This window comes from Acidobacteriota bacterium (genome assembly GCA_028875725.1).
Classification (GTDB): domain Bacteria; phylum Acidobacteriota; class Thermoanaerobaculia; order Multivoradales; family Multivoraceae; genus Multivorans.
Genome location: JAPPCR010000015.1, coordinates 256,061 through 270,844, shown reverse-complemented (window position 1 = coordinate 270,844; position 14,784 = coordinate 256,061). Strand labels below are relative to the sequence as shown.

Below are 14,784 nucleotides of genomic sequence, written 5' to 3'. Positions count from 1 at the left end.
CAGCATGAGTGGGATAGAGATCACCGGACCGCGGGACTTCGAGGCGGCGGAACACATCCTGACGCCGGAGGCGCTCGAGTTCGCGGGCGACCTTTGCAGGCAGTTCGAAGAACGCCGGGTTCAGTTGCTCCAGGACCGGGTCGATCGTCACGCCCGCATCCAGGCCGGCGAGGATCCGACGTTCCCGCCCGAGACGCAAGAAGTCCGGGACGGCGACTGGAAGGTGGCGCCCACGCCAGCGGACCTGAACTGCCGCTGGGCCGAGATCACCGGCCCGGTCGATCGCAAGATGATGATCAACGCGCTGAACTCCGGCGCGAAGGTCTTCATGGCCGACATCGAGGACGCGCTCAGTCCGAGCTGGCGCAACGTGATCGAGGGCCAGCAGAACCTGTACGACGCCGTGCGGCGCCAGTTGGAGTTCACGAACCCCGGCAACGGCAAGGAGTACCGCCTCAAGGACGAGATCGCGACCCTGCTGGTGCGTCCGCGCGGCTGGCACCTGATCGAGAAGAACGCGCTGATCGACGGCCGCCCTGTCTCGGCCGGCATCTTCGACTTCGGCCTCTACTTCTTCCACAACGCGAAGGAAGCACTCGGTCGCGGCAGCGGTCCGTACTTCTATCTGCCGAAGCTGGAGAACCGTCACGAGGCGCGGCTCTGGAACGACATCTTCGTCGCGGCCCAGGGCGCGCTCGGCGTACCGCAGGGCAGCGTCCGCGCCACGGTGCTGATCGAGACGATTCTCGCTGCCTTCGAGATGGAGGAGATCCTCTACGAGCTGCGCGACCACTCGGCGGGGCTCAACGCCGGGCGCTGGGACTACATCTTCAGCGCGATCAAGAAGTTCGCGTTTCGCGAGGACCTGGTGCTGCCCGACCGCGGCCAGATCACGATGACCGTTCCCTTCATGCGCTCCTACACGGAGCTCCTGGTCCGCACCTGCCACAGTCGCGGCGCGCACGCGATCGGCGGCATGGCGGCCTTCATCCCCAGCCGGCGCGATCCGGAGGTCAACGCGACGGCGCTGGCGGCGGTCCGCGCCGACAAGGAGCGCGAGGCCGGCGACGGTTTCGACGGCAGTTGGGTGGCCCATCCGGACCTGGTGCCGATCGCCCTGGAAGTGTTCTCCACGAAGATGGAAGGCCGCTCCAACCAGAAGGAGCGGCTGCGCCAGGACGTCTCCATCGAGCCCGGGAGCCTGATCGATCTGAACGTGCCCGGCGGTTCGCTGACCGAGCAGGGGCTGCGCAACAACGTCTCCGTGGGGCTCCAGTACATGAACTCCTGGCTCAACGGCAACGGCGCGGCGGCGATCAACAACCTGATGGAGGACGCGGCAACCGCCGAGATCGCCCGGGCCCAGCTCTGGCAGTGGGTCCACCGCAACGCGCGGATGGACAACGGCGAGAAGGTCACGGCCGAGCTCTACGAGCAGGTGCGCGACGAGGAACTGAGCCAGCTCGGAGGCCGTGAAGCCAGCCGCTACGGCCTCGCGGTCGAGTTGCTCGACGACCTGGTGCTCGGCTCCGAGTTCCAGGAGTTCCTGACGCTTCAGGCGTACCAGCACATCTAGGGGTCCTTGGGGCGCGATCGCTGCGTTACGCTCGCGCCAATGCAGCACGCGATCGAGTTGGACGCGCTGCGAACGGAGATCGGCGCCGCGGCCGCACCGATGGCGGAAGCGGTTTCGGCCTGCGTCCACTGTGGCTTCTGCCTTCCGGCGTGCCCGACCTACGTCGAACTCGGCGAGGAGATGGACTCGCCGCGCGGCCGCATCGTGCTGATGAAGGAGGTCCTCGAGGGCAACCTCGACCTGGAAGAGGCGCTGGGCCATATCGACCCGTGCCTGGGCTGCATGTCCTGCGTGACCGCCTGTCCTTCCGGCGTCGAGTACGGGGAACTGCTGATGCCCTTCCGCGAGCTGGCCGAGGACAGCCGTCGCCGTTCGGGATTCGATCGCTTCTGGCGTGGCCTGATGCTGGACACGCTGGCGAGCCCCGCCCGGTTGCGCTGGATGCTGCGGCTGGGCCGCCTGGCTACGCCATTCCGCGGGTTGCTGCGCGCACTGTTGCCGGCCCGGCTCGCCGCGCCGCTCGACCTGCTTCCGCAGTCCACGGACCGGGCCGAAGTCGGGTTCGGGACGTTTCCGGCGGTGGGCGAGCGACGCGCCCGGGTTGCGCTTCTGGCCGGCTGCGCGCAGCAGGTCCTGGCGCCGCGCATTCACCGGGCGACGATCGAGGTGCTCACCCGTCGCGGCGTGGAGGTCGTCGTTCCCAGGGAGGAAGCGTGCTGCGGCTCCCTCGCCTTTCACGCCGGCGATGCCCGGCGCGCCCGGGCTTCGGCCGGCGCCCTGATGCGGATCTTCCGTCCCGAGGGTTTGCTGGCGGACGTCGATGCGGTGCTGACCAACGCGGCGGGCTGCGGCTCGGGCCTCAAGGAGTATGGCCTCCTGTTCGCGGGACGGCCCGAGGAGAAAGCCGCCCGTGCCCTGGCCGCCAAGGTGCGGGACGTGTCCACCTTCCTGGCCGCCCTCGAAACCGGGGCGCCGCCAGCGCTACCGGAGCCGCTGCGCGTCGTCTACCACGATGCCTGTCACCTCGCTCACGCCCAGCGGGAGCGGACGGCGCCGCGGCGACTGCTGACCGGCGTGCCCAACCTGACCCTGGTCGAGCCGCGCGACTGGCAGATCTGCTGCGGTTCGGCGGGGATCTACAACCTGGAGGAACCCGAACTCGCGGCCCGGTTGGGACGACGCAAGGCGGAGGCGTTGCTGGAAGGCGAGCCGGACGTGATCGCGACCGGCAACATCGGCTGTCTGACCCAGATCGAGAGTCACCTGCGGCGCCTGGGCAGCGGGGTTCCTGTCCGCCACACGATGGAGATCCTGGCCTCCGCACACGGGGCGAACTGAGGGCTCTCCTGGTCGGTTATCCTGCGCCCGTTCGTTGACCGCTTCTTCTTACCCTTTCACTACCTTCAGACCCGGATGACGACAACGACTCGCATTGGACTCCAGGGCTTCGGACTTCTTGGCCGGAGCCTGTTTCGCCTTTCCCTGGACCGCCCCGAAGTCGAGATAGGGGCCGTGGCCGAGACCGCCGACCCGGAGATGCTCCGCTATCTCCTGCAGTTCTCGACCCTGCCGTGGCGCTTCGACGGCGAAGTTGCTCTGGACGATGGAAGCCTGAGCATCAACGGCTGCAGCGCGCCTGTGGTTCCTGCGCGGGGCGCGGGCGAGACTCCCTGGGGCGACCTGGGCGTCACGACGGTCGTGGACTTCCGGGACAGCCAGCCGACGCGGAGCGAACTCGAGGGGCATCTCGCGGCTGGCGCCGAGCGTGTCGTGCTCTGCGCTCCGCCAGGCGGGGAACTGGACCGGACGGTCGTCGTCGGCCTGAACGAGGATCAACTCGAACCGTCGGACCGGATCGTCTCCGCCGGCTCGTTCACCGCGCACTGCGCGGGGCCGTTGCTGCGCATCCTCGATGGGGCCTTCGGCGTCGAACAGGCGTTCATCAGCTCGGTTCGCGCCTACGGGGCGGGTTCGAGGCTGGCCGACGTGCCGGCGCCGGAACTTCGCAAGGGCCGGGCCGCGGGCGAGAACATCATTCCCGCCGCGACGGGAGCGGCCGAAGAGCTCGCGAGCGTGCTGCCTGAGCTGAACGGCAAGTTGTCGGCCTCGGCGATGGATGTGCCGGTGTCGAACGGCTCCGTCGTCGATCTGGTCTGCTGGCACCGCGACGGGGTGACGGTCGACTCGGTCAACGACGCGGTGGCGGCTGCCGCCGGCGGCGAGTGGAAGGGCCGGCTGCGCTTCGAGCGGGAGGCAATCGTCTCCGCCGACACCGCGGGCAGCCGCGCGACCTGCATCTTCGACTCGCAGGCGACGATGACCCTGGGCGAACACGTCTCCAAGACGATCGCCTGGTTCGACAACGGCTGGGGCTACCTGCACCGGCTCCTGGAGCTTGTCGCCGCGCTAGAGGAAGCGGCCGGCGCCGAAGGGGGTGTCTCGTGATCCGCGTCGGCATCAATGGCTTCGGTCGCATCGGCCGCAGCGTCTTTCGCATCCTCGCCGGCCGGCCGAACGTCGAGGTCGTCGGCATCAACGACCTGTTCGACGCGGACCGCCTCGCCTATCTGCTGCGCTACGACACCGTGCAGGGCGTCTTCGATCAACCGGTCGAAGTGGCCGGGAACGGTTTTCGAGTCGGCGGCCGGGACATCCGGCTGTCGGCGGAGCGGGATCCGTCCAGGTTGCCCTGGAGCGACCTCGGCGTCGATGTCGCGGTCGAGTCGACCGGCGTGTTCCGGACGCGCGCCCAGGTGGCGCAGCATCTCGACGCTGGCGCTCCGCGGGTCGTCCTCACGGTTCCCGCGAAGGACGAGATCGACGCCATGATCGTGCTCGGTGTCAACGACGACGATCTGGGCGCCGAGCATCGGGTCGTCTCGAACGCCTCCTGCACGACGAACTGCCTGGCGCCCCTTGCCAAGACGCTGGACGACGCCTTCGGTTTCGAGGAGGGCTTCATTACGACCGTCCACGCTTACACCAACGGCCAGCGCCTCGTCGACTCGCCGCACAGCGACCCGCGTCGCAGCCGTTCGGCGACCGCCAACATCATCCCGACGACGACCGGCGCCGCGCGCGCCGTTGGCAAGGTGCTTCCGCACCTGAACGGCAAGCTCGACGGCATGGCGATGCGGGTGCCGGTGGCGGACGGCTCGATCGTCGACCTGACCTGCCGGCTGCGTGGCGCTCCGACCGCCGAGGCCGTCAACGCGGCGGCCTCGACTGCTGCGGAGTCGAACCTGGCCGGCATCCTCCAGTACTCGGAAGACCCCCTCGTCTCGACCGACATTCTCGGCAACCCCCACTCGTCGATCTTCGACGCGCCGCTGACCCGGGTCAGTCCGGCCGGGGGCGGCGGCGTGTATGCCCGCGTCGTGTCGTGGTATGACAACGAATGGGGCTACTCGAACCGGGTCGCGGACCTGATCGAGCGGCTGGCGCAGTTCGAGTCCTGAGCCGGCAGAACAGGGGACCTGGATCGTGCAGCGTCGAGCCAAGATCGTCGCCACGATCGGACCGGCGAGTTCGAGCGAGAAGACGCTCGCGCGTCTGATCCGCGCAGGCGTCAACGTCGTCCGGTTGAACCAGTCGCACGGCACCAGGGAAGAACACCGGCGTCTGATTCGTCTGGTGCGGGAGGTCAGCAAGGAGGTCGGCCGGCCGGTCGGTGTGATGGTCGACCTGATGGGGCCCCGCCACCGGCTCGATCGTTTCGAGGGGGCGCGGGTGCTCAGGGAGGGCGATGTGGTCGGCCTGGGCGCGAGCACGGAGGCCGATCTGCCCCTCCACCGGGACATGGTCCGGCACGTCCAGCCGGGCGAGCAGATCCTGATCGACGACGGTCGCGTGCAACTGGAGGTGCGCTCGAAGGATGGGGAGAGGATCGAGGCGGAGGTCGTCGTCGGCGGTGCCGTGTCGAGCCGCAAGGGCGTCAACCTGCCGGACAGTCATCTGCCGTTCCGGATTTCCGCGAAGGACATCGAGGACATTCGGCTGGCGGTGGAGGAGGACGCCGACTTTCTCGCGGCGAGCTACATCGGTACGCCGGCGGACGTGGTCCAGGTGCGGGAAGCGTCGCGGGAGGCAGGCCGGCCGCTGCAGATCATTGCCAAGCTCGAACGGCGGCGGGCGCTCGACCACCTCGACGAGATCGTGCTCGAGTCCGACGGGGTGATGGTGGCGCGCGGCGACCTGGGAGTGGAGATCCCCCTGCACCAGGTGCCGGTGGTGCAGAAGCGGATCATCGAGAGCGGTTGGCGGCACGCCCGTCCGGTGATCGTCGCGACCCAGATGCTGGAGTCGATGATCGAGCATCCGCGCCCAACCCGGGCCGAGTCCTCGGACGTGGCGAACGCGGTGTTCGACGGCGCCGACGCGATGATGCTCTCCGGCGAGAGCGCCGCCGGGCGCTATCCGCTGGAGTCAGTCCAGACGATGCACCGGATCATCACCGAGTCGGAGCGCTACAACCTCTCGAAGCACACCTCGCAGCCGGTCGGCTTCCACACGATGGAAGTCGGCCCGTACGACATCGAGCCGCCGCACCGGCCGGGCACCCTGGAGATCCCCGAGACGGTCTCCGCCGCGGCGATCCTGTCGGCGCGCCATTTGACCGCGCAGGGCATCGTCGTCCTCAGCCAGGGCGGTTTCACGGCTCGCCAGGTTGCCTGCCGCCGGCCGTCGACGCCGGTGTTCGCCTTCACGCGCGAATCGCGGTCGATGCGCGAGCTCCAGCTCGTCTGGGGCGTTCACTCCGTGAAGATGGACCAGGAGGTCTACCACCACGACGAGGTCGTCGCGATGGTCGACCGGCAACTCCTGGTCGGCAATCTGGCGCTGCCCGGCGACACGATCGTGCTGCTGATGGGCGACCCGATCCAGGACCGGCCGCCGACGAACCTGATGCGGATTCACCGCGTGCGCCCGCAGTAGCTGGCGCTACGATCACGCCCCATGAGCGACAGCGACCTCCACGTTTCGATCGAGAACGACTACGCCTTCCTCCGCGACCCGGTCCGCCGCATCTGCGAGCAGTTCCCGGGCGAGTACTGGCGGCGGCTCGATGCCGCCGCCGAGTACCCGACGGAGTTCGTGCAGGCGCTCACCGAGCACGAGTACCTGGGCTGTCTGATTCCCGAGGAGTACGGAGGCTCGGGTCTGCCTCTGCGCGCCGCCTGCGTGGTGCTCGAGACGATCCACTCGAGCGGCTGCAACGCCGCCGCCTGCCACGCCCAGATGTACACGATGGGCACCGTGCTGCGCCACGGCAGCGACGAGCAGAAACAGCAGTACCTTCCGAAGATCGCCAGCGGCGAACTCCGGCTTCAGGCGTTCGGCGTCACCGAGCCGGTGACGGGTTCGGACACCACGCAGCTCAGGACCACGGCGGTCCGCGACGGCGACAGCTACGTCGTGAACGGCCAGAAGATCTGGACCAGCCGGGCGCTCCACTCGGACCTGATGATCCTGCTCGCCCGCACGACGGCGGCCGACCAGGTGGAGAAGCGTTCACGCGGCCTGTCCGTGTTCCTCGTCGACCTCCGCGAGGCGCGAGGCAACGGTCTGGAGATCCAGCCGATCGACACGATGATCAACCACGGCACGACCCAGGTCTTCTTCGACGACCTGCGCATCCCGGTCAGCAGCCGGATCGGGGAGGAGGGTCACGGTTTCAGGTACATCCTGAGCGGTATGAATGCCGAGCGCATCCTCCTCGCCTCGGAGGCGATCGGCGATGCCCGCTACTTCATCCGCCGCGCCGTAGAGTACGCCAACGAGCGCGAAGTGTTCGGAAGGCCAATCGGCCAGAACCAGGGCATCCAGTTCCCGATCGCCCGCGCCCAAGCCGAAACCGACGCCGCCGAGATGATCGTCCGCAAGGCCGCCGCCCTCTACGACGCCGGCCGCGAATGCGGAGCCGAAGCCAACAGCGCCAAGCTCCTCGCCTCCGAAGCTGCCTGGAAGGCCGGCGACACCTGCTTCCAGACCTTCGGCGGCTTCGCCTTCGCCACCGAGTACGACATCGAACGCAAGTGGCGCGAATGCCGCCTTTTCCAGACGGCGCCGATCTCGACGAACCTCGTGCTCACCTACCTGGCCCAGCACGTCCTCGGACTGCCGCGCAGCTACTGATGCCGGAACGGCCGGCGGACGCGTGCCGGTCGGAGACCGGTTCCTTGTGTCGGACCCGCGATTCAGCCGAGTCGGGCGAGGTTCTCGTCGCACTCCGCTACGCCGGCGACGATGGGAACGGCGGCGTAGAGCGTCTTTGCCTGTTGCCACAGGAGCCATGCTTCGTCGGTTGCCCCGAGGGCTTCCTTGAGGATCGCCATCGGTCGGATCACGTTCGCGTAGTCGAGCGCAGGTGGCTCGTCTTCGGCGGCATAGAGGGCCAGGGCCTCGTCGTAGCAGGTCTCCGCCACGGCGAATCGCCGCGCGCTGCGATGCGCGTCGCCAACGTGACGGATCGCATGAGCCAGCAAAAGCGGATCGCCGGTCCGGCGCGCGACGGCGACGGCTTCCTCGTAGCGGGCGGCCGCGACGTCGTCGCGGCCGGCATCCTGTTCCACATGCCCGAGCCGCCGAAGGGCTGTCGCCAACTCCCGGTCATCGCCGGCGCCACGGCACAACGCCACCGCTTCGCTGAGCTGCTCTCGAACGAGCCGCGCAGTCTCCTCACGCTCGACGGGGTTGGCAGTCACCGTCGCACGCAGCTTCCAGGCCGCGTTCGAGAGCTCGCGAGCCCGATTCAGCCGGGAACGCCGAGAGGTTTCACCCATTGCCGGGACAGGTTAGCGGGGCATCCCCGGTCCTCCGGATCTCCGTAGCGCCGGCAACCGACGCGGTCCAGCCTGCGGAGAGGGCGGGGGGAGGGTCCCAGCGGGCTGGAGGCAAGTGACGCCCGGCGCCCCTTCAGTCACCGACGCCGACGTGAAACGCAGCCGACCGAAGCGAGCGCGTCCGTACCATCCATCCAGAGAGCGTGAGCGGCCGATGGGACCCTCCCCCCGCCCTCTCCGCAGGCGGGTCCGAACCTCGGCTGCCACAACGCGCCCCAAAGGCGCGAGTCGCGAAGCGACGAGCCTACGAAGCGAGCCTGCTACGCCCGATCCCGGGCCGCCGCCAGTGCTCGCTTGCCGTAGACCTTGCCGACGTGGACGCGGTAGTCGCCGGAGGCGAAGATGTCGCCGATGGGATCTTCGGCGTCCAGGCCGGAGGCTGCGGCGGCGATCGCGTCGTCGGAGAGGTCGGTGCCGACGAGACTTGATACATCGACGGTGGTCGGCGTGGCGGAGACGCCGCCGACGACCAGGCCGGCGGCGGTGCAGCGGCCGTTCTGGACGGTGACGGCTGCGGCGGCGCCGACGACGGCGTAGCCGGAGGCCGGGTGCTCGAACTTGAGGTAGGCGGAGCCGCTGCCGCTGCCGAGCGCCGGGACATCGACGTGGGTGAGGATCTCGTCTTCGCCGACGTCCGTCATCAGCAGGTCCTGGAAGAAGTCGCCCGCGGCGACCGAGCGGGTGCCGGAAGGCGACTGCAGGTGGACGGAGGCGCCGAGCAGGACGAGCACCGGAGGTATGTCGGAGCCCGGGTCGGCGTGGGCGATGTTGCCGCCGATCGTGCCGCGGTTGCGGACCTGGGCGTCGCCGATGTGACCGGCCGCTTCGGCGAGCACCGGGCAGTGGGCCGCGAGCACGTCGGAAGCCGCGATGTCGGCGTGAGTCGTCAGCGAGCCGACCCTGACCGAGCCGCCCGCTTCGGAGATGCCCTTGAGTTCGTCGAGGCGGCCGATGTCGATGACGACTGGCGGCTGGGCGAGACGCAGCTTCATCATCGGGATCAGGCTGTGGCCGCCGGCCATCAGCTTCGCGTCTTCGTGCTCCTGCAGCAGGCCGAGGGCTTCATCGACCGATCCGGCGCGGCGGTAATCGAATTGGGCTGGGTACATATCGGTGCTCCTGATTCGGCAGCTTCGGTTGTTCGGCTGCGGATGTTAGACGGACGCAGTTGTTAGCTGTTGACGGCCCGCCACACCTTCTCGGGCGTGAGCGGCATGTCGATGTGGCTGATCCCGAACGGTGAGAGCGCGTCGACCACGGCGTTGACCACCGCGGCCGGCGAGGCGATCGCGCCCGCCTCGCCGACGCCCTTGACGCCCAGCGGGTTGTGCGGGCACGGGGTCGTCGTGCGGTCGAGCTCGAACGGGATCAGGTTGTGAATCTTGGGCACGGCGTAGTCCATGAGCGAGCCGGACACGAGCTGGCCGCTCTCGTCGTAGACCGCGTTCTCCCACAGCGCCTGGCCGATGCCCTGGGCCAGCCCCCCGTGGAGCTGGCCGTCGACGATCATCGGGTTGATCACGTTGCCGACGTCGTCGACCGCCGCGTAGCGCAGCAAGTCGATCGAGCCGGTTTCCGTGTCGACCTCGACCACGCAGACGTGGGTGCCGAAGGGATAGGTGAAGTTCGCCGGGTCATAGAAGCTCGTGGCGGAGAGGCCCGGCTCCAGGTCGTCGGGGTAGTTGTGCGCCAGGTAGGCCTGGAGCGCCACGTCGCCTAGAGCGAGCGCGCGGTCGGGCGAGCCGGCCACGCGGAAGCTGCCGTCCTCGTACTCGAGGTCCTCGGCCGAGGCTTCGAGCAGGTGGGCGGCGATCCTCTTGCCCTTCTCGATGATCTTCTCGACGCTCTTGACGATGGCCGAGCCGCCGACGGCGGCGCTGCGGCTGCCGTAGGTGCCCATCCCGAACTGGACGAGATCCGTGTCGCCGTGGATCACCTCGACCGCCTCGGGGTCGATGCCGAGCTTGTCCGCGACGATCTGGGAGAAGGTCGTCTCGTGTCCCTGGCCGTGAGACGAGGAACCCGTGTAGACGGTGACCGAGGCGGTCGGGTGGACGCGCACGTCGGCGCTCTCCCACTGGCCGGCCTGGGCGCCCAGCGAGCCGACGACCGCCGACGGCGCCAGCCCGCAGGCCTCGATGTAGGACGAGAAACCGATACCGATCAGCTTGCCGCCGCCGTTGCCGCGGCGCGACGCCTGCTGAGTCCGCAGGTCGTCGTAGCCGATCATCTCCAGCGCGCGGTCCATCGCCGGTCCGTAGTTGCCGGAGTCGTAGGCTAGGGCGACCTGCGTCTGGTACGGGAAGGCGTCCGGCGACACGAAGTTGCGGCGCCTCACCTCGACCGGGCCCAGACCGGTGGCCTCGCCGGCGAGATGCATCAGCCGCTCGACGACGTAGGTGGCCTCTGGCCGCCCGGCGCCGCGGTAGGCGTCGACCGGGGCCGTGTGGGTGAACACGCCGGTGACGTGGCAGTGGATCGCCGGGATGTCGTACTGGCCGGACATCAACGTGCCGTAGAGGTAGGTCGGCACTGCCGGCGCGAAGGTCGAGAGATAGGCGCCCATCGCGGCCGCGGTGTCGACGCGCAGGCCCGTGATGCGGCCGTCCGCGTCGAGCGCCAGCGCGCACTGCGTCGAGTGGTCGCGGCCGTGGGCGTCGGTCAGGTTCGTCTCGGTCCGCGTCGCGGTCCACTTGACCGGCCGGTCGAGCTTCATCGAACACAGGCCGACGATCGCCTCGTCGGCGTAGTGATGGATCTTGCTGCCGAAACCGCCGCCGACTTCGGGAGCGACGATCCGCACCTTGTGCTCGGGCATGCCGAGCGACGCGAGCGTCATCAGCAGCCGGTGCACGTGCGGGTTCTGGCTCGTCATGTGGATCGTCATCTCGCCGGTGGACGAGTCGTAGGAGGCGAGCACCGCGCGCGGTTCGATCGCGTGGGGGATCAGCCGGTTGTTGCGCAGGTCGAGCTCGACCGTGTGCGCGGCGGAGGCGAAGGCGGCGTCGACCGATTCGCGGTCGCCGATCTCCCAGTCGAAGGCCACGTTCCCGGGCGCGTCCTCGTGGACCCCGGGCGCTCCGTCCTCGAGAGCGGCCACGACGTCGGCCACCGCGTCGAGCGGTTCGTAGTCGACGGCGACCCGCTCGGCGGCGTCGCGGGCGAGGTATCGGTCCTCGGCGACGACGACGGCCACCGCGTCGCCGACGTGGCGGACCGTGTCGGCCGCGATCATCGGGTGAGCAGGGGTCTTCAGGTCCGGTAGCAGCCAGCCGACAGGAACCACGCCGGGAATGCCGGCGGCCGCGACGTCACGGGCCGTGAGCACGGCGAGGACGCCGGGAAGCGCCTCGGCGGCGGAGGTGTCGATGCCGCGAATCCGGGCATGAGCGTACGGGCTGCGAACGATCGCGGCATGCGCCATGCCGGCGGCCTGGAGGTCGTCGGTGTACTTGCCGCGGCCGGTGATGAGCGCCGGGTCCTCCCGGCGCTTGATCGAGGTGCCGAGTACCCGTGCCATGTCAGCTCATCCTCTCCGCGGCGTACTTCACCGCTTCGACGATGTTGTGGTAGCCGGTGCAACGGCAGATGTTGCCCTTGAGTCCCTCGCGGATCTCCTCGTCGCTCGGGCTCGGGTTCTGGGCCAGGAGGTAGTTCGCGGAGAGGATCATGCCCGGCGTGCAGTAGCCGCACTGCAGGCCGTGCTTCTCCCAGAAGCCCTCCTGGAGCGGATGCAGGTCGCCGTTCTGGGCCAGCCCCTCGATCGTGGTCACCGAGGCGCCGTCGGCCTGCGCCGCTAGCATGGTGCAGGATTTGACCGCGTCGCCGTCCACCAGCACGGTGCAGGCCCCGCAGAGGCTCGTCTCGCAGCCGATGTTGGCGCCGGTCAGGCCCAGATCCTCGCGCAGGAAGTGGACCAGCAGGCGTCGCGGTTCGACCGCTGCCTGAACGGGCTTTCCGTTGACTTCGAGTTGAATGGACACGGTCATTGCTGGGTGTCTCCTTTCTATGAGCACGCTCGGAGCGAGATGGCGATGGCCGCCAGGGCGACCAGGGCGCCGCCGACCAGGTAGGGCCAGAACTCTCTGGCCATGCCGGCGGCGAAGCGGCCGGCGAAGGCGGCCTGGGACGGGGCCGCGGGGGCGGCTTCGGAGGTGTCGGCTGGAGCGGGTACGGATGCCGGTGCAGGCTGACGCGCGGCGAGTTGCTGCTCCAGGCCCTGCAGGCCCTGTCGGGTCAGCACCTTGGCCGAGCTGTCGAGCAACCGCTGGCCGACGGCGGCGATGCGGCCGCCGACCTGGGCGTCGATCTCGTAGTGGAGCAGGGTGCCGCCGTCGCCTTCGTCTTCCAGGCGGATCGAGCCGTTGCCGTTGACGAAGCCGGGGGCGCCCTTGCCGTCCATCTTCAGGTTGTAGCCGTTCGGCGGATCGAGATCGAGGAGTTCGACTCCGCCCTCGAACACGCCCTGGACGGGCCCAACCTTCATCTTCAGCTTGCCGCGGAAGCGGTTGTCGCCGACCGGCGCCATATCCTCGCAGCCCGGCAGCGTTCGCGAAAGGACCTCGGGATCGAGGATGGCTTCCCAGACGACGCCGCGCGGTACGGCCAGCGTGTGCGAGCCCTTGATCTTCACGTTCCGCGGGGGAGGGCGTCAGGGGCCCGGCGGCGAGCCGCAGTGTGAAGTAGTAGCCGTGGCGGACATGGCGCAGCAGGGTGCAGATCTACCACAGAGTCCGGCGCCCTTCTATGCCCGGACGTAGCGAACGACCGGGTCCTGCTCGGACTCCAGTTCGCCGACGTTCTCGGCCACGAGTTCGCCTCGCTGGTAGAGGTACTCGACGTGCGCTCCGGCCTCCTCCAGGGCGAGCAGCACGGTGTAGCCGCGCACCGCTCCGAAAAGCCGGCGGCTGATGTCCGCGGTGGTCTGCGGCGCCTGGCAGGTGTCCATGATCACGTCCAGCCGTTTGTCGTGGGACTCGCGAATCTCCCCGACCCGCGCCGTCACGTCCTCGATCGGCTCCTCGTGGCCGCCCAGACCGACCCGCACGCCGTCCAGCTTCTCGACCTTGCCCAGCGCATCGAGGTAGTGGCCGAGGCCCATGTTCAGGGTCAACGACTCGGGCGACTGGTGGGGCGTGATCCGCGCCAGCACGTGGTCGGCGGTCAGCAGCACGTCGTCGATGCGCAGGCAGACCTGGCCGGGGCAGTGTCCCGGGACGTGCAGGACCTCGATGCCGAGGTCGGCCCCGTTCCCGTCCCGCACGGGCTGGCCCTCCTCGAGCAGGAACTGGACCGGCACCGAGCCGTAGCGCGCCTTGGGCGCCGTGTACATCGTCATCAACTGCTCGCGCTTACCGGCCGACAGGCCGGCGCGGTGCAGGAACACGCGGAGTTGCTGCGAGGCGACGACGACCCGCTCCTCGTAGTGGGTCAGCACGCGGCGGTCGAGGACGTGGATGCCGACCGGCGCGTCGGTGTGGCTGCGGACGAACTGGAGGCCGCCGAAGTGATCCATGTGGCCGTGGGTGATCAGGATCACGTCGATGTCGGTGAGGCCGACGCGGGCGCCGAAGCGGTCCTCGATCGAGGCCATGCCGCGGACCAGGTTTTCGTTCGAGAAGTCCATGCCCGAGCCGCAGTCGACCAGGATGCGACGGTCACCGTCGTCGATCAGGTAGACGTTGCCGAAGAAGTTCGGGAACACCTCGAAGTTCAACGCGTAGACGACCCGCCCGGCGGCGGTCACGAAACGCCGGGGCGACTCGAGCTGTTTCTTCGCGCTTGACGTACCTGCCCGCATGGGCCTAGCAAGCCCTCGTGTGGGCCGGCGTTGCGGCCCGGGTCAGTTGGTCAGCGCGGAGACGAGGGAGTCGACCGCCTGGTCGGCGATCTCGCCCATCTCGTCGTCCGTGCGGTCCTGGATCGGGTGCCGCACGTAGACGACCTCGGGCGTGGAGCCGAGCGACTTCGACTGCGACTCGGCGGCGTCCTGGAACTCGCACGAGGCGACGAACACGGACGGCAGCCCCATCTCTTCCAACTGGGTCGTGTCGTGCACACTGCACGACGTGCAGGACCCTCAGTCGGCTAGCGCTTCGATCACCGCGTCGCAACGCTGGGCGATCTCGGCGCGCAGGTCGGCCGGCGCCACCTTGGAGAAGGTGGGCTTGGTGAAGCGGAGAACGTTGGCGCCCCGGCTGGCGATCCGCTCCTCGACGCGATCGAGGAAGACGTCGCCACGAGCCTTCGAGATGTCGAGCAGGGCGATCGTCTTGCCGCCGATGGCGTCGAGGCGCGGCGCCGCCGTGCGCGCGGCGGCCGCGGCCTCGTTCGTCGGGTCGATCAGAGTCTGGACCATGGGAGTCT

At 68.9% G+C, this 14,784-nt stretch carries 14 protein-coding genes; 6 read left to right on the top strand and 8 right to left on the bottom strand.

Annotated features, from left to right (window positions below; all coding sequences use genetic code 11):
• Positions 1 to 4: 4 nt before the first annotated feature.
• From aceB to OXI49_12685, 6 genes are all read left to right on the top strand, one after another.
• Positions 5 to 1,576 (top strand): malate synthase A, encoded by a 1,572-nt coding sequence (gene aceB / locus OXI49_12710; protein MDE2691369.1) that lies wholly within the window; start codon positions 5 to 7, stop codon positions 1,574 to 1,576.
• A gap of 39 nt (positions 1,577 to 1,615) precedes the next feature.
• Entirely contained in the window at positions 1,616 to 2,914 is a 1,299-nt protein-coding gene (locus tag OXI49_12705; GenBank protein MDE2691368.1) for a heterodisulfide reductase-related iron-sulfur binding cluster, read from the top strand.
• Between the two features lie 75 nt (positions 2,915 to 2,989).
• Positions 2,990 to 4,021, top strand: a complete 1,032-nt coding sequence (locus OXI49_12700) for a type I glyceraldehyde-3-phosphate dehydrogenase (GenBank protein ID MDE2691367.1) — start codon at positions 2,990 to 2,992, stop codon at positions 4,019 to 4,021.
• On the top strand, positions 4,021 to 5,034 hold the full coding sequence (gene gap / locus OXI49_12695; protein ID MDE2691366.1) for a type I glyceraldehyde-3-phosphate dehydrogenase: 1,014 nt from the start codon (positions 4,021 to 4,023) through the stop codon (positions 5,032 to 5,034). The genes OXI49_12700 and gap overlap by 1 nt, the downstream gene beginning before the upstream one ends.
• Before the next feature lie 25 nt (positions 5,035 to 5,059).
• Entirely contained in the window at positions 5,060 to 6,511 is a 1,452-nt protein-coding gene (gene pyk / locus OXI49_12690; GenBank protein ID MDE2691365.1) for a pyruvate kinase, read from the top strand.
• A 21-nt stretch (positions 6,512 to 6,532) separates the two neighbouring features.
• Positions 6,533 to 7,711, top strand: coding sequence for an acyl-CoA/acyl-ACP dehydrogenase (locus OXI49_12685; protein ID MDE2691364.1), 1,179 nt, complete (start codon positions 6,533 to 6,535; stop codon positions 7,709 to 7,711).
• 62 nt (positions 7,712 to 7,773) lie between these two features.
• Here OXI49_12685 and OXI49_12680 read toward each other — a convergent pair whose 3' ends face one another.
• The 8 genes from OXI49_12680 to OXI49_12645 all read right to left on the bottom strand — a co-directional run bounded on the left by OXI49_12680 (position 7,774) and on the right by OXI49_12645 (position 14,776).
• Positions 7,774 to 8,280, bottom strand: coding sequence for a tetratricopeptide repeat protein (locus OXI49_12680; protein ID MDE2691363.1), 507 nt, complete (start codon positions 8,278 to 8,280; stop codon positions 7,774 to 7,776).
• Between the two features lie 398 nt (positions 8,281 to 8,678).
• Positions 8,679 to 9,527 carry a xanthine dehydrogenase family protein subunit M gene (locus OXI49_12675; protein ID MDE2691362.1) on the bottom strand — a complete coding sequence of 283 codons (849 nt, stop codon included), beginning with the start codon at positions 9,525 to 9,527 and terminating at the stop codon, positions 8,679 to 8,681.
• Positions 9,528 to 9,589: 62 nt separating this feature from the next.
• A complete protein-coding gene (locus OXI49_12670; GenBank protein MDE2691361.1) occupies positions 9,590 to 11,938 on the bottom strand; it encodes a molybdopterin-dependent oxidoreductase in 2,349 nt (782 codons plus the stop codon).
• Position 11,939: 1 nt separating this feature from the next.
• Positions 11,940 to 12,407: a (2Fe-2S)-binding protein gene (locus OXI49_12665; protein ID MDE2691360.1), complete on the bottom strand. Its 468-nt coding sequence runs from the start codon at positions 12,405 to 12,407 to the stop codon at positions 11,940 to 11,942.
• Between the two features lie 17 nt (positions 12,408 to 12,424).
• The gene (locus OXI49_12660) at positions 12,425 to 13,051 is read right to left on the bottom strand and encodes a carbon monoxide dehydrogenase subunit G (protein ID MDE2691359.1); all 627 of its coding nucleotides are present in this window, start codon (positions 13,049 to 13,051) and stop codon (positions 12,425 to 12,427) included.
• A gap of 111 nt (positions 13,052 to 13,162) precedes the next feature.
• Complete coding sequence (locus OXI49_12655) at positions 13,163 to 14,218, bottom strand: MBL fold metallo-hydrolase (protein ID MDE2691358.1); 1,056 nt, start codon at positions 14,216 to 14,218, stop codon at positions 13,163 to 13,165.
• Positions 14,219 to 14,260: 42 nt separating this feature from the next.
• Positions 14,261 to 14,476 (bottom strand): hypothetical protein, encoded by a 216-nt coding sequence (locus OXI49_12650; protein ID MDE2691357.1) that lies wholly within the window; start codon positions 14,474 to 14,476, stop codon positions 14,261 to 14,263.
• A gap of 21 nt (positions 14,477 to 14,497) precedes the next feature.
• Positions 14,498 to 14,776, bottom strand: coding sequence for a hypothetical protein (locus tag OXI49_12645; protein MDE2691356.1), 279 nt, complete (start codon positions 14,774 to 14,776; stop codon positions 14,498 to 14,500).
• Positions 14,777 to 14,784 lie beyond the last annotated feature (8 nt).

Excerpts from the sequence above, each read along its gene's own strand:
- aceB (MDE2691369.1), top strand. The coding sequence starts at position 5 with ATGAGTGGGATAGAGATCACCGGACCGCGGGACTTCGAGGCGGCGGAA.
- OXI49_12705 (MDE2691368.1), top strand. The coding sequence starts at position 1,616 with ATGCAGCACGCGATCGAGTTGGACGCGCTGCGAACGGAGATCGGCGCC.
- OXI49_12700 (MDE2691367.1), top strand. The coding sequence starts at position 2,990 with ATGACGACAACGACTCGCATTGGACTCCAGGGCTTCGGACTTCTTGGC.
- OXI49_12685 (MDE2691364.1), top strand. The coding sequence starts at position 6,533 with ATGAGCGACAGCGACCTCCACGTTTCGATCGAGAACGACTACGCCTTC.
- OXI49_12675 (MDE2691362.1), bottom strand. The coding sequence starts at position 9,527 with ATGTACCCAGCCCAATTCGATTACCGCCGCGCCGGATCGGTCGATGAA.
- OXI49_12670 (MDE2691361.1), bottom strand. The coding sequence starts at position 11,938 with ATGGCACGGGTACTCGGCACCTCGATCAAGCGCCGGGAGGACCCGGCG.
- OXI49_12665 (MDE2691360.1), bottom strand. The coding sequence starts at position 12,407 with ATGACCGTGTCCATTCAACTCGAAGTCAACGGAAAGCCCGTTCAGGCA.
- OXI49_12655 (MDE2691358.1), bottom strand. The coding sequence starts at position 14,218 with ATGCGGGCAGGTACGTCAAGCGCGAAGAAACAGCTCGAGTCGCCCCGG.
- OXI49_12645 (MDE2691356.1), bottom strand. The coding sequence starts at position 14,776 with ATGGTCCAGACTCTGATCGACCCGACGAACGAGGCCGCGGCCGCCGCG.